This is a genomic window from Streptomyces seoulensis (assembly GCF_004328625.1).
In the GTDB taxonomy this organism is placed as follows: domain Bacteria; phylum Actinomycetota; class Actinomycetes; order Streptomycetales; family Streptomycetaceae; genus Streptomyces; species Streptomyces seoulensis.
On the sequence record NZ_CP032229.1, the window covers coordinates 3,756,449 to 3,782,334 of the forward strand.

Genomic DNA, 25,886 nt, shown 5'->3' on the forward strand with positions numbered 1-25,886 from the left:
CGACGGTAACTTCCGGTCCGTAAAGCACCCCAGCGCTGGAGGACCCATGCACCGGCCCACCCCTCCCTCGCCGCTGCCCACCGACAAGCTGCGGTTCGCCATGCCGCCCATGCACGAGTCGGTCGACGAGGAACGCCGTCACCGCAAGGAACGCCTCGCGGGCGCCCTGCGCCTCTTCGGGCGCGCCGGGTTCGAGGACGGCGTATCGGGCCACATCACCGCCCGCGACCCGGAGTTCAGCGACTGCTTCTGGGTCAACCCCTTCGGGATGCCCTTCAAGCACGTCACGGTGAGCGATCTGGTCCTGGCCAACCAGGACGGGCAGGTCGTCGAGGGCGGCTACCACGTCAACCAGGCCGCCTTCACCGTCCACGCGGCGGTCCACGCGGCCCGCCCGGACGTCGTCGCCGTCGCCCACTGCCACTCCACGTACGGCCGCGCGCTCGCCTCGCTCGGCGAGGTCCCCGACCCCATCACCCAGGAGAGCTGCGCCTTCTACGAGGACACCGCGCTCTACGACGCCTACACCGGTGTCACCGTCGACGCCGAGGAGGGCCGCCGCATCGCCTCGGTGCTCGGCTCCAACAAGGCCCTGGTGCTGCGCAACCACGGCCTGCTCACCGTCGGCGACTCGGTCGACGCGGCCGCCTGGTGGTTCATGTCCATGGAACGCTCCTGCCGGGTCCAGCTCACCGCCGAGGCCGCCGGGCGCCCCGTCCTCATCGAGCACCGGCAGGCCGTCGCCACCCGCGAACAGCTCGGCGGGGACCTGGTGGCCTGGATCAACTACCAGCCCCTGTGGCAGGACATCAGCCGCAGCGAACCCGACCTGCTGAGCTGAGCCTCCCGCACGGGCGTGCGAGTGGGTCAGCAGGATGGGCGGTCCTTTCCGCCCTGCGCGGACCGGCGAACCCGAGGTGCCCGGGGTAGGGCACAATTCGCCTTGTTCACAGGGGAGTTGCTCGGCCACCGCACGCACCGTGCGTGACGGCCGCATTCCGGGATCTCGGGCAGCGGGGAAGGCGGGCGTCGGTCGTGGCGGTGCAGGAGGCGAGGCAGGGCGCGGCGGACGGCGCGGGGGCCCACGGGGGCGGCTGTGCGTGCGGGGACTGCCCGCACGGGGCACGTGAGGGGCACCGGCGGGCCGTCGCGGCCTTCCGGCAGCGCCGCGACGAGTTCGCAGCCGGACGCGGGCTGCCCTCGGCCGTGGCGCACTCCGCCTCGGCGTCCCGGCAGTGGATCTCCGCCGAACTCGCCCAGCGCGCCGAGGCGGTCGCCGAACGCGGCCGCGCCGAGGGCGATGCCTGGCTCGCCGGTCTCTGGACCCGCACCGCCTTCCTGGCCTGGGGCGCCGTGGTGATCCTGCTGCTCGCCCAGGCGCTCACCGCGATCGGCGCGGGCTGGAGCAGCGCCCGCACCGCCGGACTGCTCGCCGCGGTCGCCGTCGCGTGCGCGCTGACCCTCGCCGGCTTCCTCCACCGGGCGCGCGGCGGGGCGCTGGCCCCGATGATCGGCGAGGACAACCGGATGTCCACCTCGCGCACGGTCGCCGCCTGCTGGGTCCTGTTCGTCGCCTACGCCGTCCTGCTGCTCGCGGGCCGCCTCGCCGCCGCCTCCGACCCCGCCGAACGCGACTCCCTCCTCACCGGTCTCGACCTCGCGCGCGGCGCCGGTGTGGTGACCGTCCTCGCCGTGGTGTGCGGCATCGCCGTCCTGGTACGCCGGGTGGTCGGGCTGCGCGTCCTCGGCCAGCGGCTCCAGAAGGTCCCGGCACACCGGCCGCGCGCGGCCGACCTGCTCACCGACGACGCGGGCCGGGGTGCCTTCGCCGACATCCAGTACGTCGTCGTCAGCGCCGTCGCCCTGGTCTTCGCCGCCGTCCGCCTCGGCCGCCGCCCGGACCAGCTTCCCGACCTGCCCTGGGGGCTGGCCGTGCTGGTGCTGATCTCGGCGGCCACCTACCTGGCGGGCAAGTACGCCGAGGGCGGCCGTCCGGTGGTGCTCTCCGTGGTCCGGGCCCGCGAGCCCGGCGACCTGGACGGGCCGATCCGCACCGGGGACGACATTGAGATCCGCGGCACCGGCTTCGTCCCGCCCGGCGCCCAGGGTGCCGACCGGCTCGCCCGCATGGTCGTGCGCATCGGCGCGGTCGACGTCCATGTGCCGCTGATCCCTGTCCCCGGCGGCTTCCGCAACCCCACCGACAGCGTCCTCACCGTGCCGGTCCCGGTCGAGGTGGAGCCCGGCGCGGTGGAGGTGCAGGTGATCACGGCGGCGGGACCGGCCACCAACCGGTACCCCATCGAGGTGACGGACTGACCCCCCGTACGCTGCACCGATATCCGGAAAATCGGCCGGGGAGGATTGAACCGGCCCCCTTCGTCATACGTATCGTCGGGTGAGGGGTCCGGGACGGCGGGCGAGAGGCGGCTAGCAGTGATGACTCACGGTATGCGGACGGACACGCGCACCTCCCATCTCGACGGAGACCGTGACTGGCGGGCGGCCGCCACCCGTTACGCCCTCCTGCCACTCCGGATCTTCCTCGGCGTCACCTTCGTCTACGCCGGCCTGGACAAGATCACCGACAGCGCCTTCATGAAGGCCGCCGGCGCCGGTTCGCTCGGCGACACGATGCGCGGGGTCCGGGACTCCTCCGCCATCCCGGCCCTGGTCGACCTGGCCCTCAAGAGCCCCGTCGGCTTCGGCTACGCCATCGCCTTCGGTGAGCTGGCCGTCGGCATCGGCATCCTGATCGGACTCCTCGGCCGGCTGGCCGCCCTCGGCGGCGCGCTGATCTCGCTGAGCCTGTGGCTGACGGTGAGCTGGGCCTCCAGCCCGTACTACTACGGCAACGACCTCGCCTACCTGATGGCCTGGCTCCCCCTCGTCCTCGCGGGCACCCCCTATCTCTCCGTCGACGCCTCCCTGCGGGACCGGCGCCGACGCCGGTCGGGCGGGTACCGCTAGCCGGGACGGCGGGCCCCGCCCGGCGGGCCGGACCGGGCCGGGGGCTCGGTCTTCTTCTCCTCCGCGCCGCCGCGTCCGCGCAGGGCGCGGGTGAGGACGGTGGTCGCGCCCGCCAGGAACAGGCCGCCGACGGCCAGGGGGATCGCCGTGAACCACGGGATGTCCCACAGCCCGCGCGCGTCCCCCAGGTACAGGGCGCCCGCGACGGTCAGGCAGACCCCGCCGACCAGCCGGCCGGGCTGGAACTCATGACGCAGCACGGCTGACCTCCACCTGTCCTATGCCCACATGCAGGCCGATCCGCAGCACACCGGCCCCCTTCGCGCCCTTGTCCGGCGCCAGATTCGTCGTCTCGTGCCGGCCCGGCCGCACGTCCAGGTCCTTCGTGTCGTCACCCGGCAGCCGGATGTCGCCCACCCCCACGTCGATGCTCAGCACCGCCGCCGCGTCCGCCGGGACGATCACGCGCAGCCGGCCCGCTCCCAGTCCCGCCCGGGTGGACACCGTCTGGTCCTTGGCCAGGCGCACCCTGGTCAGGTCGAGGGTGGCGGAGCCGGACCCCAGTTCGTAGACGGGCTGGACTTCCGCCGTGGCCGCCGGACGCCAGGCCGTCTGCCGCCAGTGCGAGGTGACATCGCTCGGCATGACCGCGCTTCCGGCCAGCAGCAGCGCCGTCACCAGGGCCAGGAAGGCGGACCCGCCTCCCGTGCGCCCCAGGAAGGCGCTGACGGCTATCCCCAGCCCGAACACCACCAGGGCGCAGGCCAGCCCGGTCTGGAGGCTGGTCGCCAGCGGACGCGTCTCCCAGGTACGGCTGCCGCCGGCATAGCCCGCCAGCAGCGCCAGCAGGAACAACCAGCCGCTGATCCAGCGCGGTCCCCGGGGCTTGGGGCGCTTGTCGGGCGGGGTGCGCCCGGCGAGGGAGTGGGGCCAGGGGAGCTGCATGACGAATTCGATGGGCGGGGAGGGCGAGACGTGCTGCTCGTAGTCGTCGCTCGGGCCCCAGAAGTACCCGGTGCCGCCGACGTGGGTGCCGTCCTTGACGATCGGGTCCCGCCACCAGGAGGGCCCGCTGTAGTAGATCGGCGGTGCCTGGGTCTCCGGCGGGGCGTCGGCCGCCGCCTGCGCGGCTATGGGGTTGCCCTTGGCCGGCTTCGGCTCGTCGCTCGGGGAGGGGTCCGGGTCGGTGGCGGCGCGGTGCCGCGACCAGTACCCGGCGCCGGCCAGCAGCAGGGAGAGGACCACGGCGAAGGTCAGCACCCCGCCGTTGCGCAGGGTGGTCAGGATGACGCCGCAGCCGATCAGGGCGAACAGGACGGCGGCCAGCGCCTGCCCGTCGACCCGGCCGGTCAGCAGCTTGCGTACCTCGTTCTCCTCCTCGTCGTCGTACGGCACGAGGAGCCAGGCGAAGCCGTAGAAGATCAGGCCGATGCCGCCGGTCGCGGCCAGCACGGCCAGGGTGATGCGGAAGATCACCGGGTCCATGTCCGTGTGCCGGCCGAGGCCCGCGCACACGCCCGCGATCATCTTGTGCCGACGGTCGCGGCGGAAGCGCCGGGGGGTCTCGGCGGCGCGGTTCCTCGCCGGGGTCTCCGCTTCTCCCGTGTCCCTCACCGCTCCACCCCCTTTCTCCGCGCCCCGCTCTCCCGCGGGGCCGCTGCCGGGTCCTGGACCGGTCCCGGCGTGCTCGTGATCCGTCATGTGTCCATGGTGACGGGCCGGGAGCCGTGTGGGCAGTCGGGCCGACCCTGGTCGAACCCTGAAATCGTCCCTGAGACGAGCGGGGGAGATGTTCGACTCCGAGTCGGGGTCCCGGCCCGGACCGGCCCGCAGAGCCGGGGGAAACCCTGATGAAGATCAGGGGAGTCTCGGGGGACGACCCTGATGCCCGGGCCCCCGCCGCCGTGTGACCATCGGTGGCATGCCGGACGCCGCAGCACTCCCCCTCGAAGACCCGCGGCCGCCGCGCAAGCTCTACCGCAGCGGTGACGGCCGCTGGCTGGGCGGGGTGGCGCGGGGGCTCGCCGGGCATCTCGGGCTGCCCGTGGTGTGGGTGCGGCTCGCCTTCGTCGGCCTGTTCATGGCGAACGGGCTCGGCGCGCTGCTGTACGCCGCGTTCTGGTTCTTCGTGCCGCTCGGCGTCGGCGGGGTGGGCGACCACAAGCCGGCCTCGCTGGTCGGCACCGAGACCTCGCCGGAGGGGCGGCGCAGACTCGTCGCCCGCAAGCCGGACAAGGGGCAGATGGTCGCGCTGCTCCTCATGGTCATCGTGTCCATGGTCTTCCTGGGCAGCGTCAACCTGACCAACACCGCCAAGGCGTATCTGGTGCCGGTGGTGCTGGTCGCGGCCGGTGTCGCCCTGGTGTGGCGGCAGGCGGACAACGCCCGCCGGGCCCGCTGGGTCGAGGTCGGCGGCCGCCGGCGCACCCTCACCCTGCTCCGGGCGGCCGTGGGCGTGCTGCTGGTCACCGCCGGGGTCTCCGCGATCTTCGTGATGCAGGTGTCCGCGGCCCACCTGGGCGCGGTGCTGGAGGCGGCGCTCGCCGTGCTGGTCGGCATCACCCTGCTCGCGGGCCCCTATCTCGTGCGCGTGACGCAGGACCTGTCCGAGGAGCGGCTGATGCGCATCCGCGCCCAGGAGCGGGCCGAGGTCGCCGCGCACGTCCACGACTCCGTGCTGCACACCCTGACCCTGATACAGCGCAACGCGGACAACGCCGGGGAGGTGCGCCGCCTGGCCCGCGCGCAGGAGCGGGACCTGCGCACCTGGCTGTACAAGCCGGAGGGCACCGGCAAGGACGAGGCCGACGAGCCGGACACGGTCGCGGAGGCGGTGCGGCGCAACGCGGCCGAGGTGGAGGACAAGCACGGCGTGCCCATAGAGGTCGTCGTGGTGGGCGACTGCCCGCTGGACGACCGGACGACCGCGCAGATGCAGGCCGCGCGCGAAGCGATGGTGAACGCCGCCAAGTACGGTGGCGAGGGCGGCGCCGTACAGGTCTACGCGGAGGTCGAGGGCCGTAGGGTCTTCGTGTCCGTCCGCGACCGGGGTCCGGGCTTCGACCTCGACTCCATACCCGCCGACCGCATGGGGGTCAGGGAGTCGATCATCGGGCGCATGGAACGCAACGGCGGTACGGCCCGGCTGCGGCCGGTGCCGGACGGCGGCACGGAAGTCGAGCTGGAGATGGAGAGGGCGGAGAAGACGGCATGAGCGATGCGACCGAGGCGAACGGCACGACGGGGGAGGCGGAGGTGGCCGAGGGCACCGAGGGTGCGGTCGGGCGCCATGTGCGTGTCGTGCTCGTGGACGACCACCGCATGTTCCGTACCGGTGTGCAGGCGGAGATCGGGCAGACCGCGCGGACCGGGGTCGAGGTGGTCGGAGAGGCGCCGGACGTCGACCAGGCGGTCTCGGTCATCACCCGGACCCGGCCCGAGGTGGTCCTCCTCGATGTCCATCTGCCCGGCGGCGGCGGGGTCGAGGTGCTCCGGCGCAGCGCGGCCCTGATGGCGGACCCCGAGCAGCCGGTGCGCTTCCTCGCGCTCTCCGTGTCCGACGCGGCGGAGGACGTGATCGGGGTGATCCGGGGCGGGGCGCGCGGCTATGTCACCAAGACCATCACCGGGTCCGACCTGATCGACTCGATCTTCCGGGTGCAGGAGGGCGACGCGGTCTTCTCGCCCCGGCTGGCCGGGTTCGTGCTGGACGCGTTCGCCTCCACCGACGCCCCGCCGGTCGACGAGGACCTCGACCGCCTCACCCAGCGCGAGCGTGAGGTGCTGCGGCTGATCGCGCGCGGCTACGCCTACAAGGAGATCGGCAAGCAGCTCTTCATCTCGGTGAAGACGGTCGAGTCCCATGTCTCCGCGGTGCTGCGCAAGCTCCAGCTGTCCAACCGGCACGAGCTGACCCGCTGGGCCACGGCCCGCCGGCTGGTCTGACCCCGACGTATCCCCGGGACATCCCCGACGCACCCCCTAGGCCACCCGGGTGGCCCCCGCGAACGGCATCTGGTCGATGGGGGCGACCCGGACCGGCGCCGAGGGGTTGGGCGCGTGGATCATGCGGCCGTTGCCCACATAGATGCCCACGTGGCTGACTCCGGAGTAGAAGAACACCAGGTCACCGGGCTGGAGCTGGGAGCGGGAGACGCGTCGGCCCGCGTTGATCTGGGCGTAGGTGGTGCGGGGCAGGGAGACGCCCGCGGAGCGGTAGGCGGCCTGGATCAGCCCCGAGCAGTCGAAGGCGTTGGGCCCGGTCGCGCCCCACACGTAGGGGCTGCCGAGCTTGCGGTAGGCGTAGGCGACGGCGGCCGAGGCGCGTGAGGTGGGCGCGGGCACCGGCCGCGCGGTCGGCGTGGTCGTCCGGCCGGCGGACGTCCTGCCGGAGCCGGCCGGGGCGGAGCGGCCTCCGCCTGCGGCGCGGACCTGAACCGCCCGGGTGCCGGTGGTGGCCTTCTCCCGCTCCGGCGGGGTGAGCCGGGCGAGCAGTTGCCGGGCCTGCTCGAGCTTGGTCGTGACGGCGTCCTTCTGCCGCTTCAGCTCCGCCTGCCGGGACCGTACCGACTTCGCCTCGACGCGGGCCGCGCCGCGCAGCCGCTCGACCTCCCGGAGCTGGGCGCGTACCCGGGTCACCTGCTGGGCCTGGTGGTGGCCGGCGCGTTCGGCGAAGGCGGCGTCGTCCAGGTAGCGGTCCGGGCTGCTGGAGAGGGCGAGTTGCCAGCTCGGGGCGATCGCGCCCTCGCGGTACTGCGCGGCGGCGGAGGCGCCGAGGGCGTCGCGGGCGGTGTTGAGTCTGTCCTGCCTACGGGCGGTCTCGTCGCGCAGGGTGTTGAGCCGGTGCTGGGCGGCGCTCGCCTTCTCGTGGGCGCCGTTGTACTTCTCGGTGGCGGCCTCCGCCTCCCGGTACAGCCGGTCCACCTGGGTCCTGACCTGGGCGGTGGTGAGTTGCGGCTCGGCGTGTCCCGTTCCGTCGAAGGCCGTCGCGGTGGCCGCTCCCGCCAGGGCGAGAGTGGCGGCCGTGCGGGCCGTGTTGCCGCTGAGTGAGCGCGCTCGGAGCTTTCGGTGCGCTGCCACCTGGACCGTCACGTCCTTCCATGGGACTCGTGCGGCCGAGGGCCTCCGGTCCCTGGCGGGGCCGGTGTCCGGCGGCCGTCCGCACAGGGGAGACGGCGGCCGACGGACGGTCCTCGGCGGTGCTGTCCGGCTGCCGCCCCTGGTCCGGGCGACTGTGGGGAGCCGGTCACCTGGGGGAGGACGCTAGGCCGATTGGTGACAGCTTGGTAACGCGTGTACGGAACTGTCCCCGACGGGCCTGTATGTGACCGTGTCCGACCGGGATGCGGCGGTGCCACGGGCGCCCATCCGAAGCCGGATGATCAAAGAGGGGCAGACGGGACCCGAGGGAGGCAGGGGGTGCTAGGCCGTGTCCGGAAAGTCCCGCCTGGCTCGCGACGCCTGGCACGTGCCCTCGCGGCGTTGTCGGGATCGTCCTCGTACGCCCAGTACGAGGGCGACCCTCCGCCTTGCGAGTGCACGCACCAGACGCCGCGAGCCCTGCCCTCCGGGCAGACGGCGCCACTTTCCGGACACGACCTAGGGGGTCTCTTGCCGATCAGGCCGGATCAGGGCGCGGCACCAGGCGTCGCGAGCCCGGCATGATCGACAAGGCACCCCCTGGGAGCGGGGGAGCCCCGCGAGAGGGTGAGATCGGCCGGAGCCGTACGCAGGACGCGGCCCCCGGTACGGTGCCGACGGGATGTCGGGAACTAGGCTCGGCTTTCATGACCGTACTGATCCATGTCTTCGTCGCCCTGCACATCATCGGCATCGCCGCGCTGCTCGGCGGTTTCCTCACCCAGCTGAAGGCGATGGGCCGGGGTACCGCGCGCTTCGTGCCGGCCATGCTGCACGGCGCGATCACCATGCTGGTCACCGGTGTGGTGCTGGTGGGCCTCAACCAGGCGGACGGTCACCACGTCAACAACATCAAGATCGGCATCAAGCTGGCGCTGCTGATCGTCATCCTCGGCCTGGTCTATGTGAAGCGCGACGAGGAGACGGTCGACAAGGGGATGTTCGGCCTGGTCGGCGCCCTGACCACGGCGAACATCTTCATCGCCGTGCTGTGGACGTGACGTCCGGCGCCCCCGCCTCCCGGGGGCAGCGGTGCCCGGCGCGCGCCGCGAGCACCGCGCCCGCGGCGGCCGCCAGCCATACGGCGACCGCCACCCAGACCAGCACCTTGCCCGGCCCGCTGAGCCAGGAGACGTCCAGGGCGGCCGAGACCGCGAGCGTCGCGGTCGCCGTCATCCCCATCGAGAACACGGTGGCCCAGCGCAGCAGGCCGTAGCGGGTGCGGGGGCGTGCCAGCTCGGCCAGTACCAGTACCGCGTAGCAGGCCAGGTCCAGGGCCAGCAGGATCGCGGTGACCTGGTGCAGGACCCCGCTGTCGTCCTTGTTCCACAGGTACAGCCGGGCGCTGTCGGCGGAGATCAGTCGGGCTCCGGCCAGCGCCGAGATGGACAGGGCGCCGCCCGCGATCCAGTGGTCGCCCGGCCCCTGGAGCACCTGGCGGGAGTCGAAGCGGGGCAGGGCGAGCGCGTAGAGCAGCAGGCCCAGCCAGAACAGCACCAGCGCGGCGTGTGCGAGCCAGGCCGTCGCCTCGGCCCCGGCCAGGGTGGCCGCCAGTACCGCGAGCGCCTGTGTGGCCACGCAACACAGGAACACCGTGCCCGGCATGCGCTGCCCCCAGTTCCGCAGCACGGAGACCAGCAGCACCGGCCAGAGCAGCGCGGCCAGCGCCAGCAGGGCCCCGGCCAGGGACTGGACGCCGAGCAGCGAGACCCGGGTGCCGAGCACCGCCGTGGCCGCCACCGCCGTGAGCGCCGCCGGGTCGCGGGACTCCTCCGCCCAGCGTCCTCGCTGCCCCGCCAGCCGGAACGCGAAGGTGCCGGCCAGGGCCAGCCAGGCGAGGCAGGCCAGGACCAGGAAGATCCGGGAGACCACCTCGACGCCCGCCAGCCGCAGGCCGATGGAGACGACGGCGGTCGCCATGACGGCGGTGCCCGCCGCCGGAGGACGCTCCGCCACCCATGTTCGCAAGCCCGAGATGCCCGACATGTCCCTGATGCTAGGGAGCGGCGCGGTCCCGGCGGGGAGGGCACGCGCGCGTGGGGCTCGAAAAGAGGACCGGGCCGTCAGGGGGCCGTCCCGCCCGGAAGGAGAGACCGTTCCGCCCGGGACGGGAGATCGTTCCGCCGGGAATCCGGCCATGTTCCCGGGACCGGGACCGGTTGTCGGTGCGGCGCCCTAGACTCGTAGAGCGATGAGCAGCCTCTTTGACGACAACTTCCTGGCCAGCCTCCAGCCCCCGCGGGGACCCGAGGAGGAGTCCGCGCCGCCCGAGGACGAGCACGCTCCGGAGCCGGTCCCGGACGACCTGTTCGGGGGGAAGTTCGACGTGCCCCCGGACCGGGACACCCACTACCGCGACGGCGCCCCGCGCCCGCCGGTCGACGCGGCGGCCCTGCTGGAGGGGCTGAACGAGAACCAGCGCGCGGCCGTCGTCCACGCCGGCTCCCCGCTGCTCATCGTCGCGGGCGCCGGTTCCGGCAAGACGCGGGTGCTCACCCACCGCATCGCCCACCTGCTCGCCGAGCGCCATGTGCATCCGGGCCAGATCCTCGCGATCACCTTCACCAACAAGGCCGCGGGCGAGATGAAGGAGCGCGTCGAGCAGCTCGTCGGCCCGCGCGCGGGCGCGATGTGGGTCATGACCTTCCACAGCGCCTGCGTCCGCATCCTGCGCCGCGAGTCCAAGAGGCTGGGCTTCACCTCGTCGTTCTCGATCTACGACGCGGCCGACAGCAAGCGCCTGATGGCCCTGGTCTGCCGTGACCTGGACCTCGACCCCAAGCGCTACCCGCCCAAGTCCTTCAGCGCCAAGATCAGCAACCTCAAGAACGAGCTGATCGACGAGGAGGACTTCGCCGCCCAGGCCACCGACGGCTTCGAGAAGACCCTCGCCCAGGCATACGCGCTCTACCAGTCGCGGCTGCGCGAGGCCAACGCGCTCGACTTCGACGACCTGATCATGACCACGGTCAACCTGCTGCGTGCCTTCCCGGACGTGGCCGAGCACTACCACCGCCGCTTCCGGCACGTCATGGTCGACGAGTACCAGGACACCAACCACGCGCAGTACGCGCTGGTCCGCGAGCTGGTCGGCACCGGCGCCCACGATGAGGACGTACCGCCCAACGCGCACGACGTCCCGCCCGCCGAGCTGTGCGTCGTGGGTGACGCGGACCAGTCGATCTACGCCTTCCGGGGCGCGACCATCCGCAACATCCTCCAGTTCGAGGAGGACTACCCGGACGCGACGACGATCCTGCTGGAGCAGAACTACCGCTCCACGCAGACCATCCTGTCCGCCGCCAACGCGGTCATCGAGCGCAACGAGTCCCGCCGCCCCAAGAACCTGTGGACCAACGCCGGCCAGGGCGCGGGCATCACCGGCTATGTCGCGGACACCGAGCACGACGAGGCCCAGTTCGTCGCCGACGAGATAGACCGCCTCACCGACGCCGGCGACGCCAAGGCCGGGGACGTGGCGGTGTTCTACCGCACCAACGCCCAGTCCCGTGTGTTCGAGGAGATCTTCATCCGGGTCGGCCTGCCGTACAAGGTCGTCGGCGGAGTGCGCTTCTACGAGCGCAAGGAGGTCCGGGACGTCCTGGCCTACCTGCGCGTCCTCGCCAACCCCGAGGACTCGGTGCCGATGCGCCGCATCCTCAACGTGCCCAAGCGGGGCATCGGGGAGCGTGCCGAGGCGATGATCGACGCCCTCGCCCAGCGCGAGAAGATCAGCTTCCCGCAGGCGCTGAAGCGGGTGGACGAGGCGTACGGCATGGCCGCGCGCTCCACCAACGCGGTCCGGCGGTTCAACGCGCTCATGGACGACCTGCGCACCATCGTCGAGTCCGGCGCCGGACCGGCCACCGTGCTGGAGGCGGTCCTGGAGCGCACCGGCTACCTCGCCGAACTCCAGGCGTCCACCGACCCGCAGGACGAGACCCGGATCGAGAACCTCCAGGAACTCGCTGCCGTGGCGCTGGAGTTCGAGCAGGAGCGGGAGGACGGCGAGCAGGGCACGCTGGCCGAGTTCCTGGAGCGGGTCGCGCTCGTCGCGGACTCCGACCAGATCCCGGACGAGGAGGACGGCGACGGCGTCATCACGCTGATGACCCTGCACACCGCCAAGGGCCTGGAGTTCCCGGTCGTCTTCCTCACCGGCATGGAGGACGGCGTCTTCCCGCACATGCGCGCCCTCAACCAGACCAAGGAGCTGGAGGAGGAGCGCCGCCTGGCCTACGTCGGCATCACGCGCGCGCGGGAGCGGCTCTACCTCACCCGCGCCGCGCTGCGCAGCGCCTGGGGACAGCCGTCGTACAACCCGCCCTCCCGGTTCCTGGAGGAGATCCCGGCCACCCACCTGGAGTGGAAGCGGACCGGCGCCTCGGCCGCGCCCTCCTTCGGCAAGGCCGCCTCCTCGGTCGCCTCCACCCTCTCCTCGTCCCGGTCCCGCTCCTCGGCGGCCGGTGCCTCCGGGTTCGCCACCCGCCGGGCCGGCGAGAAGCCGGTGGTGTCGCTGGCGATCGGCGACCGCGTCACCCACGACCAGTTCGGCCTCGGCACCGTGGTCGCGGTGGCCGGCGAGGGCGACAAGGCCCAGGCCACGATCGACTTCGGCGGCGGCAACGCCAAGCGCCTGCTGCTGCGGTACGCGCCGGTGGAGAAGCTCTAGACACGACGCGAGCCCCGCCGGAAGGGCGGGGCTCGCGTCGATGTCAGGCCGGTGCGATCAGGTCGGGTCCAGACCGTGGCTGCGGAGCCAGGGCAGGGGGTCGATGGCGGCGCCGCCCGCCGGCCGGACCTCGAAGTGGAGGTGGGGGCCGGTGGAGTTGCCGGAGTTGCCGGAGTAGGCGACCGGCTGGCCGGCCTTGACCGAGGTTCCGGAGGGTACGCGGTAACTGGAGAGATGGCAGTACCAGGTCTCCGTGCCGTCCTTCGCCGTGAGGACCAGCATGTTGCCGTAGGCGCTGTTCCACTTGGTGGTGACGACACCGTCGGTCGCGGCCATCACGGTGGTGCCGTACGACACCGGGAAGTCGATGCCGGTGTGCACGGACATCCAGTTGACGCCCGCCTGCCCGAACTGGGCGCTGAGGCCCTTCTGGAGCACCGGGAGCATGAACTTGGGGCGGAGTCTCTCCTTGAGCGCGGCCTCGGCGGCGGCCTTCTTCTTCTCCAGCGCCTGCTGCGCCTTGAGGTCGATGCGCTCCTGGGTCCGGCTCACCCGGTCGGTGAAGTCGTCGGCCCCGGCGGACAGGGTCCGCAGCTGGGTGTCGAGCTTGCTGTTGGCGACGGACGGCTTCACCGTGTGCGTGTCGGCCGCCGAGGCGGCGGCCTCCTGCGTCCCACCGGTCAGGTCGCCCACCGAGGCGGCGGCGATACCGGCCACCCCCATCACACAGGCCGAGGGCACGGCGACCGTCAGCAGCGCGGAGCGCTTGGCGGGGGTACGGCGCCGGGAACGGGCCGCGGCGCGGGAACCCGCACGCGGGGCCGGGGTGACCTCCTCCTGGTCGTCCAGGAGGGCGGGGACGGCGGGGAGTTCACCGGTGCCGGTCAACTCGTCTTCGGCGTCCTGGTGTTCGCCGTACGGGTGGTCCGCGTGCTCGGCGTAGGCGGCGTCGTCCCCGTACGGGTCGTGGGTCACCTGGTCGAAGGTGGCCGTCGCCTGCTGGTCGAACGGCTCCTCGGCCCGCTGGTGCTCGGGCGTGCCGTCGGTGTTCCACTGGGTGGCGTCGTAGGCGCCGGTGTCGAAGGTCTGCGTGCCCCAGTCCCACTGCTGGGCGGGGTCCGGGGCGAGCTGCTGCCCGTACTGCGCCCAGGCGCCGGTGTCCTCGGGGGTGCCCTGCGCGGGAACGGTCCAGGCGGTGGTGTCGTAGGCGCCCGTGTCGTACGCGGTGTGCTGCTGGGCCGCGTAGGGGTCGTGGGCGAGGTGCCCGTCGTCCCCGGTCTGCCAGTGCGTCGTGTCGTACGCGCCCGTGTCGTGCGGGACGTTCCGGTATCCGCCGAGGTGCGGGTCGGCGGCGTAGGCCGCCTCGGCCACCGGGAAACCGGTGGTGTCGTAACCGCCGTACGTGGTGAGGTCGTCGTACGGGACTTCCGGTGCTCCGTACGGCGCGTAGTGCGCGGTGGAGGCGTCGGAAGCCGGAGCCGGGGTCATGGTCCCCGACGGGTGACGGTCGTTCACCAACTTCTCTTTCGCCTCGACAACAGGGGCTGCCAGAGCAGTGCGGTGACTGTACCCGGCGGTATGCGGGCGCGACAATCTTCCGCTGGTTTCATGTGGACGGGAAACGGGCATTCGGCCGTGTTTCGGGGTTTGCTGAACGCGAGTTTGGCCCTGTGTTCGAAGAACGTTCGAGAATTTGTGACGCTACGTCATCCCTGAGAAGGCTGTGACAGCGCTGCCAGCCACCTCGTGTACCACCTGTGGAAGTCCCGCTCCAATGGAGTGAAGCCGCCCCAGTCGGGGTCGAGGAACCAGACCTCCCCGGCGTGCGGTCCGTTCAGGACGAGGCGGACGTACGTTCCGCAGCCCGCCTCGGCCAGCAGCAGCGTGCCCTGCGTCAGCGTGTCGGCGGCTGCGCCGAGGCGGCCGGGCGCGGGCCCGGTGAGGGGGAAAGGGGAGGCCAGGCGGCCGGGGAGCCGGTCGCGCGCCCACTCGCCGTCCACCGCCCAGTCGTCGTCGGCCTCGGGGCGCGGGGTGACCAGCGGCAGCAGTCCATGGGCCGGGCCTGCCGGGCCGTCGCCCACCTCGGCGACGAAGGAGCGGTACTGCGGGGGCAGCTCGATGCCGTGGAGCGCCTCGAAGGCGCGGATCTCCGGTTCCGGCAAGGGAGGTCGCAATGTGTAACGGTGTGTATCCGCCCCGAAACGCTCCATGGTTCGGTCGCGCGCCGCGGCCTCCCGCAGGCGAGCCCTCACGGCGGTCCGGTCCCAGCTCTCCACGGGAGCGAACCTAACGAGGGCGGGCGACCTGCTCGTGTGCCGGGTCGCTCAGGCGACCGTCAGGCCGCCGCCCTCCTGGCGGCGCATGGCGGACTCGGAGTCGAGGGCCTCGCGGATGCCGGCGGCGACCGTGGGGTGGACCGGGAGGGCGAGGTGGCCGATGCCGCTGACCTGGATGTTGTGCGCCTCCAGGTCGGGGTGGTCGACGCAGGCCGCCTCCAGTGGGGCCATCACGGAGTCCAGGTCGCTCCAGAAGCTGACGAAGCGGGTGCGGCAGCCCGGGGCCGGGCGGGCCAGCTCCTCGATCACCGGGGAGTCGGGCCGCATCTGCCGGACGATCGGGTGCGCGTTGGCCAGCGGTATCGCGCGGGTCCCGGAGTGCGGGGTGCCCAGGGTGACCACGGTGCGCACCCGGACGTCACCGCCGAGACACTGTGCGTAGTACCGGGCTATCAGGCCGCCCAGGCTGTGGCCCACGATGTCCACCTGCGCGCTGCCGGTGCGCTCGCAGATCTCCTCCACATGCCGGCCGAGCAGCTCGGCGGCGGTGCGGATGTCGCAGGTCAGGGGGGAGTAGTTCAGCGATTCCACCCGCTGCCTGCCGTGCTGGGCGAGGCTGCGGCGGAGCAGGACGAACACGGAGCGGTTGTCGATGAAGCCGTGCACGAGGACGACCGGCGGCCCGGTCGGCACAGGGAGTCTCGACGTGCCCGCCGGCGCGGGAAGGGCGGCCTGGCGGCGCTCCTGGGTGAGGCCGGTCGGGTACAGCAGCAGGTGACCGGCGAGGATCGCGGCCTCCAGTGCGGTGGCCTTCACCAGCGTCACGGACACGGAGGCCAGTCTGCCGGGCCACAGACGCCGGCAGATCGGGAGGAAGAGTGGCAGTACCCCGGTGACCTTCATTGGCCGACCTCCTGTCGGCACGCGGGGGGCGGCTCTGTCCCCCGCGTGCCCTCATGTCCCACCATGTGATTTCCCCCTCGCCGGGTGCCGCGAAACAGTTCGCTGGGGGATGCTGGGGATAACGTTCGTTCACTTCCGGCAGGTGGCGGAACGTGCCAGGTGTGCGGTACTTGTCGGTGCGGGACGGAGGCGGCCGCTTCCGAGGTCCCTCGTGGTGGGCGCTTGATGGAGGCAGTGATGGGTGTGGCAGCCGGTCCGATCCGCGTGGTGGTGGCCAAGCCGGGGCTCGACGGCCACGATCGCGGGGCCAAGGTCATCGCCCGCGCGCTGCGGGACGCGGGCATGGAGGTCATCTACACCGGCCTGCACCAGACCCCGGAGCAGATCGTCGCCACGGCGATCCAGGAGGACGCCGACGCGATCGGCCTGTCCATCCTCTCGGGCGCCCACAACACGCTCTTCGCGGCCGTCATCGACCTCCTCAAGGAGCGCGACGCCGCCGACATCCTCGTCTTCGGCGGCGGCATCATCCCGGAGGAGGACATCCCGCCGCTGCGCGAGAAGGGTGTCGCCCAGATCTTCACCCCGGGTGCGACGACCACGACCATCGTGGAGTGGGTCCGGGAGAACGTGCGCCAGCCCGCCTCCTCCTCCTGAGCCCTCTCAGGCTCCGCCGCCCGGCGTCAGCTCGCGCACCATCGCCGCGCGCAGCCGCAGGGTGGTCGCCAGCCGCTGGAACGCCTCCGCCCAGTAGCCCCCGGCGCCGGGGGAGGCGTCCTCCCGCTCGTCCGGCACGGCCAGCAGGCTGTCCAGCCGGGCCGTCTCGGCCGGGTCGAGGCAGCGCTCGGCCAGGCCCATCACCCCGCTGAAGCTCCACGGGTAACTGCCCGCCTCCCGCGCGATGTCGAGGGCGTCCACGACCGCGCGGCCCAGCGGCGCCGTCCACGGCAGCGCGCACACGCCGAGCAGCTGGAACGCCTCGGACAGTCCGTGTCCGGCTATGAACCCGGCGACCCACGCGGCCCGTTCGTCCGCCTCCAGCGCGGCCAGCAGCTTCGCCCGGTCCGCCAGCGACACCGCGCCCGGCCCGCCGGCCTCCGGTGCGGACGGCGCGCCCAGCAGCGCCCGCGCCCACCGCGCGTCCCGCTGCCGTACGGCCGCCCGGCACCAGGCGGCGTGCAGCTCGCCCTGCCAGTCGTCCGTCACGGGCAGCGCCACGATCTGCTCGGGCGTGCGTCCGCCGAGCCGGTCCGGCCAGGTGTCCAGCGGTGCCGCCTCGACCAACTGGCCCAGCCACCAGGACCGTTCACCCCGGCCCGCCGGAGGTCTGGCGGTCACGCCGTCGCGCTCCATCCCAGGGTCGCAGGCGGCCGGTGCCTCCACGACGATCGCGGCCGCGCTGCCGGTGTGGTCCAGGGCGACGCAGGTCGCGGCCCGCCGCGCCATCCGCGCCGCGAGCGCCGAGCCGGGCAGGGTGGACAGCAGCTCGGCCGCCGTCGCCCGGACGTTCCGGCTGCGGTCGCCGAGGGACTGCTCCAGGAAGGGCTCGTCGTCGGCCGTCAGGCCCGCGCGCAGCGAGTCCAGGAACATCAGCCGGTCCTCGGCCCGCTCCTGTGCCCAGGTCTCCGCGAGCAACTCCCGCGCGGCGGAGGGGGTTCGGGCGCGGAGCGCGGTCAGCAGGGCGACACGTTCCGCGAACAGTCCCTCCCGCCACAGCCGCCGTATGCCCTCGTCGTCCTCCGCGTCGGGCAGCGCCGAGGTGCCCCCGGAGGCGGAGCGCTGGGCGAACCGCCAGTCCGGGTTCAGCCGGGCCAGCCACAGCGCCCGCGCGCCCGCGAACTCCAGCGCGGCCGGGCGGAGATCGGTGCGGGCGCGGGCCGCGTCCAGCAGGGCGGGCACCATGTGCGGGGGCGCCGCATAACCGTGTGTGTTGGCCGACGCCAGCCATTGGGGGAGGAGTTCGGTCAGGTCGGGGGTGCTGCCCCGGCGGCCGCCGCCTCCGCCGGGGCGGTCGGCCAGCAGGAGGGTGAGGCGGTGGGCCGCAGCGGGTGGCAGGGCGGGGCGGGTCTCGGCGGGGGCGGGTTCCGGGCGGGGGCCCGCCGGTCCGGGACGCAGGCCGGCCCGGCGTCGTACGGCCGCCACTGCGGCGGCGTCCAGCAGGGCGGCCGGGGCCTCGCGGCCGGCGAGGTCGGCGGGGTCGACCGGGAGCGTGCGGCGGTCGGTGCCCAGCAGGGCGGTGGTGAGGAGGTCGTCCCAGGTGGGCGCCGTGGTCATGGGTTTCCCTTCCGGGCGGGAGGTGGACGGGGGCGGGGTGGTCAGCACAGGCTCACCGGCGCGGCCGTCCCTTCCGCCCACGCCGTCAGGGGCGTGAAGCCCCGGTGGCCGCACTCGCCGAACACCCTGAGCGGAGCCCCTCCGGCCAGCGCGACCAGCCGCCACAGGACCGGACGCGCCAGGAACGACGGGGTCAGCGGCAGCGCGGTGTGCGCGTCGGCGTCGGCCAGGTGCCAGGAGCCGGAGGTGTCCTCCGGCACGGGTATGACCGCGTCCAGGGTGACCGGGACGGAGTCCAGCCAGGGGTCTTCGCGCAGGGCCTCGCCGTAGGAGGCGAGGGCCCGGGTGGTCGTGGTGCCGGGCGGGCGGGAGGCGGCGGGTGCCGCCGGGGCGTGCCGCTCGCCCAGGGTGGCCCGGACCTGGCCCGCGCCGGGATGGTCGGACAGCTCCGCGTCCAGGGACATCCCCACCGGCAGGGAGAGTTCGGGGGCCCTGCCCGCCGCGCCGAAGGAGAGGAGCAGGCGGGTGCGGCCCGAGTCCGCGCCGTGCAGCCAGATGCGGCGGGTCGTCAGCTTGGCGTCGGCCGTGTCGTACTGCGCCAGCACCTGCCAGTGGTCGCGCACCGGTGGCCCGTCCGCCGGGGTGGGCAGGCCGAGGCGGGTGCGGACCGTGGCCGCGAGGGCGTCCGGGAGCCGGTCGCGGTGCAGCCAGCCCTGGTCCAGCAGATGGAGCAGGGCGCACTCCTCCAGCAGCCGGGCCGGCCAGCCCGTACCCGACGCCGGTATGGTCCCCAACTCCCGCACCCGAGCGGCGAGTCCGGGTGCCTGGGCGTCGACCATGCGGGCCGCCGTCTCCTCCCACAGCCCGTATCCGGCGCGCTCGGCCGAGGCCAGGCCGTCGCGGAGGAGGTCGGCCAGGCGGCGCTCCAGCTCGGTCGCGCCCGCGGTGACCCGCTGGTCCCGGCGCTCCGCCCGTTTCCGCGCGGCGTCCGGGTCGGCCGCCGAACCTGCCGCCGCCTGCGTCTTTTTGACCTCCGCCCGCCCGCGCCGGCCCGCGAGCCACTGCTCGGCCCAGTCCGGCGCCGACTCCGACTCGGGCACCGCGCCCTCGTCCCCGGCCCAGAGCAGCAGCAGCCCCAGCGCGTGTTTGCACGGGAACTTACGGCTCGGACAACTGCACTTGTACGCGGGCCCGGCGGGGTCCGACAGGTCCACCACCGTCTGGTACGGCTTGCTGCCGCTGCCCTTGCACAGTCCCCACACCGCCCCCTCCCTGCCGCTGCCCGCACCGGACCACGGCCCCGCCACACCCAGTTTGCTTCCCGCTTTGCGCGACGACGCGTCAGGCGCCAGGTCAAGCACCTGCTCCGCGGTCCGGCGCACCCCCTGCTGAGTCATGCCAACGACGTTAGAACGCCCCACTGACAATCGGTCACGGAGCCGTGTTCATGCAGATCAGAGCGATTGTCAGTGGGGTGCTGCATGGTGGATGCCAGATGACCCACGGCCGAGCTGGAGGGGGCCTCAGCCATGACTGTGTCCATGGAACCCACGCACACCGAACCGATCGCGGACCAGGCGCCGCAAGCGTTGCGACCGCATGCCGAAGACGCCTTCGCCGCCGAACTCACCGCGCTCGCAGCGCAGGACGACCGGCCGCGCCCGGAGCGCTGGAAACTGTCACCGTGCGCGGTCGCCACGTATCTGCTCGGCGGCACGCTGGCGGACGGCACCGTGATCACACCCAAGTACGTGGGCCCGCGCCGGATCGTCGAGGTCGCCGTCACCACGCTGGCCACCGACCGCGCCCTGCTGCTGCTCGGCGTGCCCGGCACGGCCAAGACCTGGGTGTCGGAGCACCTCGCGGCCGCCGTCAGCGGCGACTCCACCCTGCTGGTGCAGGGCACCGCCGGCACCCCGGAGGAGGCGATCCGGTACGGCTGGAACTACGCCCGCCTCCTCGCCCACGGCCCGAGCCGGGACGCCCTGGTGCCCAGCCCCGTCATGCGGGCCATGTCCGAGGGCATGACGGCGCGGGTCGAGGAGCTGACCCGGATTCCGGCCGACGTGCAGGACACGCTGATCACGATCCTGTCCGAGAAGACCCTGCCGATCCCGGAGCTGGGCGAGGAGGTGCAGGCCGTGCGCGGCTTCAACCTCATCGCCACGGCCAACGACCGCGACCGGGGCGTCAACGACCTCTCCAGCGCGCTGCGCCGCCGCTTCAACACCGTGGTGCTGCCGCTGCCGGAGAGCGCCGACGCCGAGGTGGACATCGTCAGCCGCCGGGTCGACCAGATGGGCCGCTCGCTCGATCTGCCCCAGGCGCCCGAGGGGCTGGACGAGATCCGCCGTGTGGTCACCGTCTTCCGCGAGCTGCGCGACGGCGTGACAGCCGACGGCCGCACCAAGCTGAAGTCGCCGAGCGGCACCCTGTCCACGGCGGAGGCCATCTCCGTCGTCACCAACGGCCTCGCCCTGGCCGCCCACTTCGGCGACGGCGTGCTGCGCGCCGGAGACGTGGCCGCGGGCATCCTCGGGGCCGTGGTCCGGGACCCGGCCGCCGACCGGGTCGTCTGGCAGGAGTACCTGGAGACGGTCGTGCGCGAGCGCGACGGGTGGACGGACTTCTACCGGGCCTGCCGGGAGGTGAGCGCGTGAGCGAGGCCCCGCCCCCGGCCGGGGCGTTCGACGCGGGCCCGCTGCTGTTGGGCGTCCGGCACCACGGGCCGGGCTCCGCGCGGGCGGTGCGGGCCGCGCTGGACGCCGCCGCGCCCGCCGTGGTCCTCATCGAGGGCCCGCCCGAGGCCGACGCGCTGGTCCCGCTGGCCGCCGACCCGGGTCTGCGTCCGCCGGTCGCGCTGCTCGCCCACGCCGTGGACGAGCCCGGCCGCTCGGCGTTCTGGCCGATGGCGGAGTTCAGCCCCGAGTGGGTGGCGATCCGGTGGGCCGTCGAGCACGGGGTCCCGGCCCGCCTTATCGACCTGCCGGCGACCCACTCGCTCGCCTGGCAGGAGGAGACGGCCGACAGCGACCCTGAAGAAGAGGCCGAGCACGCGCGCGTGGACCCGCTCGCCGCCCTCGCCGAGGCCGCCGGGTACGACGACCCCGAGCGCTGGTGGGAGGACGCCGTCGAGCACCGGGGTCCGGGCCTGGGTGAGCCGTTCGCGCCGTTCGCCGCGCTGGAGGACGCCATGGGCGCCCTGCGCGAGCGGTACGGCGACGGCGGCCGGCCGCGCGACCTCGTGCGCGAGGCGTACATGCGGCTCCAGATCCGTGCCGCCCGCAAGGAGTTCGGGGAGGAGGTGGCCGTGGTCTGCGGCGCCTGGCACGTGCCCGCCCTCCGCGCGAAGGCCACCGTCAGTGCCGACCGGGCGCTCCTCAAGGGCCTGCCCAAGCTCAAGACCGACCTGACCTGGGTGCCCTGGACCCACCGCAGGCTGGCCCGGTCCAGCGGCTACGGCGCCGGGATCGACTCGCCGGGCTGGTACGCCCACCTGTTCGGCGTGCCGGACCGGCCGGTGGAGCGGTGGCTCACCAAGGTCGCCGGGCTGCTGCGCGAGGAGGACCGCATCGTGTCCTCCGCCCATGTCATCGAGGCGGTCCGGCTGGCCGACACCCTCGCGGTGATGCGCGGCCGCCCGCTGGCGGGCCTGACCGAGACCACGGACGCCGTCCGGGCGGTGCTCTGCGAGGGCTCGGACGTGCCGCTGTCCCTGGTGTACGACCGGCTGGTGGTCGGGGACGTGCTGGGCGAGGTCCCGGAGTCCGCGCCCGCCGTACCCCTTCAGCGGGACCTGGCCCGGGAGCAGCGCCGGCTGCGGCTCAAGCCGGAGGCGCTGGAGCGCGAGCTGGAGCTGGACCTGCGCAAGGACACCGACGCCGCGCGCGGCCGGCTGCTGCACCGGCTGCGGCTGCTCGGCGTCGGCTGGGGCGAACCGGCCCGCTCGCGCGGGAGCACGGGCACCTTCCGGGAGACCTGGCGGCTGCGCTGGGAACCGGAGCTGTCGGTGCGGATCGCCGAGGCCGGGGTGTGGGGCACCACCGTGCTGGGCGCGGCCACCGCCAAGGCCGAGGCGGACGCGGTCGGCGCGCGGGCGCTGACCGACGTGACCGCGCTGGCCGAGCAGTGCCTGCTCGCCGGGCTGCCGGACGCGCTGCCCGTGGTGATGCGGGTGCTCGCCGACCGCGCGGCCCTCGACGCCGACGTGAGCCACCTCGCCCAGGCGCTCCCCGCCCTGGTCCGCTCGCTGCGCTACGGCGACGTGCGCGGCACCGACACCGGCGCGCTCGCCGATGTCGCGGCCGCCCTCGCGGAGCGCGTCTTCATCGGGCTCCCGCCCGCCTGCACCACCCTGGACAGCGACGCCGCCCAGGAGATGCGGGGCCACATCGACGCCGTGCACGGCGCGGTCGGACTGCTCGCCGAGACGCTCACCGGGCACGACGGCCTACGGCCCCGCTGGCGGGCGGTGCTGCGCACGCTGTCCCGGCGGGAGACGGTGCCGGGGCTGCTCCGGGGCCGGGCGGCGCGGCTGCTGCTGGACGACGGGGAGCTGGCGGCCGAGGACGTGGCCCGGCTGATGGGGCTGGCGCTGTCGCCGGGGACACCGCCCGGAGACGCGGCCGCGTGGGTCGAGGGGTTCGTCGGCGGGGGCGGGGGAGGGCTGCTGCTGGTGCACGACGAGCAGTTGCTCGGCCTGGTCGACGCCTGGCTGACCTCCGTACCCGCAGACGCGTTCACCGACGTGCTGCCGCTGCTTCGCCGCACCTTCTCGGCGTACGAGCCCGGGGTGCGCAGGACGCTCGGGGAGCTGGTCCGGCGCGGTCCGGGCAGCGGAGCCGGGGCCGTGGGGCACGCGGCGACCTCGTCCGGCTTCGCGCCGGAACCCGATGCCGGACGCGCGGACGCCGTGCTGCCGGTGCTGCGTCTGCTGCTCGGGCTGACACCGGAGCGGCAACCAACGACGGACGACGACCTCGCGGGGGTGGGGGCATGACGAACGGGACGACACGGCTCGACGGCGACGCGGAGCGGCTGCGCCGGTGGCGGCTGGTGCTCGGCGGGGACCAGGCGGACGGCACCGGGGTCGCCCTGTCCGGCCGGGACGCGGCGATGGACGGCACCCTGACCGCGCTGTACGGCCGGGGCGACAAGGCGGGCAAGAGCCCGGCCGGGCGGGAGCGTTCGGCGGGACTCGGCGGTTCGGCGCCCTCCGTGGCGCGCTGGCTCGGGGACATCCGGACCTACTTCCCCTCCTCCGTCGTGCAGGTCATGCAGCGCGACGCCATCGACCGGCTCGGGCTGGCCGCACTGCTGCTGGAGCCGGAGATGCTGGAGGCGGTGGAGGCCGACGTCCATCTGGTCGGCACCCTGCTCTCGCTCAACAAGGCGATGCCGGAGACCACCAAGGAGACCGCGCGGGCGGTCGTGCGCAAGGTGGTCGAGGACCTGGAGAAGCGGCTGGCCACCCGCACCCGCGCCACCCTCACCGGCGCCCTGGACCGCAGCGCCCGGGTCAGCCGGCCGCGCCACCACGACATCGACTGGAACCGCACGATCGCGGCCAACCTCAAGCACTACCTGCCGGAGTACCGGACGATCGTGCCCGAGCGGCTCATCGGGTACGGGCGGGCCGCGCAGTCGGTGAAGAAGGAGGTCGTCCTCTGCATCGACCAGTCCGGCTCGATGGCCGCGTCCGTGGTCTACGCGTCGGTGTTCGGGGCGGTGCTCGCCTCGATGCGGTCGATCAGCACGCGCATGGTCGTCTTCGACACCTCGGTCGTCGACCTCACCGACCAGCTCGACGACCCGGTGGACGTGCTCTTCGGCACCCAGCTCGGCGGCGGCACCGACATCAACCGGGCGCTCGCCTACTGCCAGTCGAAGATCACCCGGCCCGCCGAGACGGTGGTCGTGCTGATCAGCGACCTGTACGAGGGCGGCATCCGGGACGAGATGCTGAAGCGGGTCGCGGCGATGAAGGCGTCCGGCGTGCAGTTCGTGACCCTGCTCGCGCTCTCCGACGAGGGGGCGCCCGCCTACGACCGGGAGCACGCGGCCGCGCTGGCCGCGCTCGGCGCCCCGGCGTTCGCCTGCACCCCGGACCTCTTCCCGGAGGTGATGGCCGCCGCGATCGAGAAGCGCCCGCTGCCCATACCGGACACCGCGTGACAAGCGGGATGGGGGGAGCGGTCGAACAAGTGCACCCCAAGAGGCACGGCGTGTCAGGGAAAACGGCATCATGTGACAGGTATCACCGCTCGGGTGTGACTCGCGATTTAGAGGCCCCCGGCAAGCAGGGATAACCTGCGAGACGGACATGCCGCGCGCTCGGACACCGTGTGCGCACCCCTTGTGACAAGCGGACGTCACGTTGCCCTTCGCGGCACGCCCACGCATCCAACGACCGCGAGATCACTGATAGGGACGGAAGCGCGTGGACCTGTTCGAGTACCAGGCGAGGGACCTCTTCGCCAAGCACGATGTACCGGTGCTGGCCGGTGAAGTCATCGACACGCCTGAGGCGGCGCGCGAGATCACCGAGCGTCTGGGCGGCAAGTCCGTCGTCAAGGCGCAGGTGAAGGTCGGTGGTCGTGGCAAGGCCGGCGGCGTCAAGCTCGCCGCCACCCCGGACGAGGCCGTCGCCCGCGCGACGGACATCCTCGGCATGGACATCAAGGGCCACACGGTCCACAAGGTGATGATCGCCGAGACCGCTCCGGAGATCGTCGAGGAGTACTACGTCTCCTTCCTCCTCGACCGTGCCAACCGCACCTTCCTCTCCATCGCCTCCGTCGAGGGCGGCATGGAGATCGAGGAGGTGGCGGCCACCCGCCCCGAGGCCGTCGCCAAGACGCCGATCGACGCCATCGACGGCGTGGACGAGGCCAAGGCCCGCGAGATCGTCGAGGCCGCCAAGTTCCCGGCCGAGGTCGCGGACAAGGTCGTCAACGTCCTGATCAAGCTGTGGGACACCTTCATCAAGTCGGACGCCCTCCTCGTCGAGGTCAACCCGCTGGCGAAGGTCGCCTCCGGCGAGGTCCTGGCGCTGGACGGCAAGGTGTCGCTCGACGAGAACGCCGAGTTCCGTCACCCCGAGTACGAAGAGCTGCACGACAAGGAAGCGGCCAACCCGCTCGAGGCCGCCGCCAAGGCGAAGGGCCTCAACTACGTCAAGCTCGACGGCCAGGTCGGCATCATCGGCAACGGCGCGGGTCTCGTCATGAGCACCCTGGACGTCGTCGCGTACGCCGGTGAGAAGCACGGCGACGTGAAGCCCGCCAACTTCCTGGACATCGGTGGCGGCGCCTCCGCCCAGGTCATGGCGAACGGCCTGGAGATCATCCTGGGCGACCCGGACGTCAAGTCCGTGTTCGTCAACGTCTTCGGCGGCATCACCGCCTGCGACGAGGTCGCCAACGGCATCGTCCAGGCGCTGCAGCTCCTGGAGGAGCGCGGCGAGAAGGTCGAGAAGCCGCTCGTCGTCCGCCTCGACGGCAACAACGCCGAGCTGGGCCGCAAGATCCTCACCGACGCCGACCACCCGCTGGTCCAGCGCGTCGACACCATGGACGGCGCGGCCGACAAGGCCGCCGAGCTGGCCCACGCCGCCGCCAAGTAAGCACTCAGGACGAGGACACCAACACACC

General features: G+C 73.1%; 21 protein-coding genes. 12 read left to right on the forward strand and 9 right to left on the reverse strand.

The window, feature by feature from the left end; translation table 11 throughout:
* The first annotated feature begins 46 nt into the window (after positions 1-46).
* The 3 genes from D0Z67_RS17605 to D0Z67_RS17615 all read left to right on the forward strand — a co-directional run bounded on the left by D0Z67_RS17605 (position 47) and on the right by D0Z67_RS17615 (position 2,970).
* Entirely contained in the window at positions 47-841 is a 795-nt protein-coding gene (locus tag D0Z67_RS17605; RefSeq protein WP_031180814.1) for a class II aldolase/adducin family protein, read from the forward strand.
* Positions 842-1,035: 194 nt separating this feature from the next.
* On the forward strand, positions 1,036-2,319 hold the full coding sequence (locus tag D0Z67_RS17610; protein WP_031180813.1) for a hypothetical protein: 1,284 nt from the start codon (positions 1,036-1,038) through the stop codon (positions 2,317-2,319).
* A 120-nt stretch (positions 2,320-2,439) separates the two neighbouring features.
* Positions 2,440-2,970: a DoxX family protein gene (locus tag D0Z67_RS17615; protein WP_078873237.1), complete on the forward strand. Its 531-nt coding sequence runs from the start codon at positions 2,440-2,442 to the stop codon at positions 2,968-2,970.
* Here D0Z67_RS17615 and D0Z67_RS17620 read toward each other — a convergent pair.
* Positions 2,967-3,230: a hypothetical protein gene (locus D0Z67_RS17620; protein ID WP_031180811.1), complete on the reverse strand. Its 264-nt coding sequence runs from the start codon at positions 3,228-3,230 to the stop codon at positions 2,967-2,969. The two genes, D0Z67_RS17615 and D0Z67_RS17620, sit on opposite strands and share 4 nt — an antisense overlap.
* Positions 3,217-4,671, reverse strand: coding sequence for a PspC domain-containing protein (locus D0Z67_RS17625; protein WP_031180810.1), 1,455 nt, complete (start codon positions 4,669-4,671; stop codon positions 3,217-3,219). The genes D0Z67_RS17620 and D0Z67_RS17625 overlap by 14 nt, the downstream gene beginning before the upstream one ends.
* A gap of 220 nt (positions 4,672-4,891) precedes the next feature.
* Here D0Z67_RS17625 and D0Z67_RS17630 point away from each other — a divergent pair, with 220 nt between their 5' ends.
* Entirely contained in the window at positions 4,892-6,184 is a 1,293-nt protein-coding gene (locus tag D0Z67_RS17630) for a PspC domain-containing protein (protein WP_031180809.1), read from the forward strand.
* Entirely contained in the window at positions 6,181-6,915 is a 735-nt protein-coding gene (locus D0Z67_RS17635; RefSeq protein WP_031180808.1) for a LuxR C-terminal-related transcriptional regulator, read from the forward strand. Before D0Z67_RS17630 ends, D0Z67_RS17635 begins: the two co-directional genes overlap by 4 nt.
* Positions 6,916-6,951: 36 nt before the next feature.
* Here D0Z67_RS17635 and D0Z67_RS17640 read toward each other — a convergent pair whose 3' ends face one another.
* Positions 6,952-8,049: a C40 family peptidase gene (locus D0Z67_RS17640; protein WP_031180807.1), complete on the reverse strand. Its 1,098-nt coding sequence runs from the start codon at positions 8,047-8,049 to the stop codon at positions 6,952-6,954.
* 707 nt (positions 8,050-8,756) lie between these two features.
* Here D0Z67_RS17640 and D0Z67_RS17650 point away from each other — a divergent pair.
* Positions 8,757-9,110 (forward strand): hypothetical protein, encoded by a 354-nt coding sequence (locus D0Z67_RS17650; protein WP_031180806.1) that lies wholly within the window; start codon positions 8,757-8,759, stop codon positions 9,108-9,110.
* On the opposite strand, the gene D0Z67_RS17655 is transcribed toward D0Z67_RS17650, so the two are convergent.
* Positions 9,088-10,095 carry an SLAC1 family transporter gene (locus tag D0Z67_RS17655; protein ID WP_131589665.1) on the reverse strand — a complete coding sequence of 336 codons (1,008 nt, stop codon included), beginning with the start codon at positions 10,093-10,095 and terminating at the stop codon, positions 9,088-9,090. The genes D0Z67_RS17650 and D0Z67_RS17655 overlap by 23 nt on opposite strands.
* Positions 10,096-10,300: 205 nt before the next feature.
* Here D0Z67_RS17655 and pcrA point away from each other — a divergent pair, with 205 nt between their 5' ends.
* Positions 10,301-12,781, forward strand: coding sequence for a DNA helicase PcrA (gene pcrA, locus D0Z67_RS17660; RefSeq protein WP_031180804.1), 2,481 nt, complete (start codon positions 10,301-10,303; stop codon positions 12,779-12,781).
* A gap of 57 nt (positions 12,782-12,838) precedes the next feature.
* On the opposite strand, the gene D0Z67_RS17665 is transcribed toward pcrA, so the two are convergent.
* From D0Z67_RS17665 to D0Z67_RS17675, 3 genes are all read right to left on the reverse strand, one after another.
* Positions 12,839-14,410 (reverse strand): M23 family metallopeptidase, encoded by a 1,572-nt coding sequence (locus D0Z67_RS17665; protein ID WP_199812167.1) that lies wholly within the window; start codon positions 14,408-14,410, stop codon positions 12,839-12,841.
* Positions 14,411-14,487: 77 nt separating this feature from the next.
* Positions 14,488-14,943, reverse strand: a complete 456-nt coding sequence (locus D0Z67_RS17670) for an SMI1/KNR4 family protein (protein WP_051887627.1) — start codon at positions 14,941-14,943, stop codon at positions 14,488-14,490.
* A 162-nt stretch (positions 14,944-15,105) separates the two neighbouring features.
* Positions 15,106-15,960 (reverse strand): esterase/lipase family protein, encoded by an 855-nt coding sequence (locus D0Z67_RS17675; protein WP_031180801.1) that lies wholly within the window; start codon positions 15,958-15,960, stop codon positions 15,106-15,108.
* A 237-nt stretch (positions 15,961-16,197) separates the two neighbouring features.
* Here D0Z67_RS17675 and D0Z67_RS17680 point away from each other — a divergent pair, with 237 nt between their 5' ends.
* Positions 16,198-16,617, forward strand: a complete 420-nt coding sequence (locus D0Z67_RS17680; protein WP_031180800.1) for a coenzyme B12-dependent isobutyryl CoA mutase small subunit — start codon at positions 16,198-16,200, stop codon at positions 16,615-16,617.
* Between the two features lie 6 nt (positions 16,618-16,623).
* On the opposite strand, the gene D0Z67_RS17685 is transcribed toward D0Z67_RS17680, so the two are convergent.
* Both D0Z67_RS17685 and D0Z67_RS17690 read right to left on the reverse strand, forming a co-directional pair.
* On the reverse strand, positions 16,624-18,234 hold the full coding sequence (locus D0Z67_RS17685; protein ID WP_031180799.1) for a DUF5691 domain-containing protein: 1,611 nt from the start codon (positions 18,232-18,234) through the stop codon (positions 16,624-16,626).
* Positions 18,235-18,275: 41 nt separating this feature from the next.
* Positions 18,276-19,631 carry an SWIM zinc finger family protein gene (locus D0Z67_RS17690; protein WP_037774804.1) on the reverse strand — a complete coding sequence of 452 codons (1,356 nt, stop codon included), beginning with the start codon at positions 19,629-19,631 and terminating at the stop codon, positions 18,276-18,278.
* 132 nt (positions 19,632-19,763) lie between these two features.
* Between D0Z67_RS17690 and D0Z67_RS17695 the strand changes: the two genes are divergently transcribed.
* The 4 genes from D0Z67_RS17695 to sucC all read left to right on the forward strand — a co-directional run bounded on the left by D0Z67_RS17695 (position 19,764) and on the right by sucC (position 25,858).
* Complete coding sequence (locus D0Z67_RS17695) at positions 19,764-20,894, forward strand: ATP-binding protein (protein WP_031180797.1); 1,131 nt, start codon at positions 19,764-19,766, stop codon at positions 20,892-20,894.
* The gene (locus D0Z67_RS17700; protein ID WP_031180796.1) at positions 20,891-23,233 is read left to right on the forward strand and encodes a DUF5682 family protein; all 2,343 of its coding nucleotides are present in this window, start codon (positions 20,891-20,893) and stop codon (positions 23,231-23,233) included. Before D0Z67_RS17695 ends, D0Z67_RS17700 begins: the two co-directional genes overlap by 4 nt.
* On the forward strand, positions 23,230-24,408 hold the full coding sequence (locus tag D0Z67_RS17705; protein WP_031180795.1) for a VWA domain-containing protein: 1,179 nt from the start codon (positions 23,230-23,232) through the stop codon (positions 24,406-24,408). The genes D0Z67_RS17700 and D0Z67_RS17705 overlap by 4 nt, the downstream gene beginning before the upstream one ends.
* Before the next feature lie 265 nt (positions 24,409-24,673).
* Positions 24,674-25,858, forward strand: coding sequence for an ADP-forming succinate--CoA ligase subunit beta (gene sucC, locus D0Z67_RS17710; RefSeq protein ID WP_031180794.1), 1,185 nt, complete (start codon positions 24,674-24,676; stop codon positions 25,856-25,858).
* The last annotated feature ends 28 nt before the right edge of the window (positions 25,859-25,886 follow it).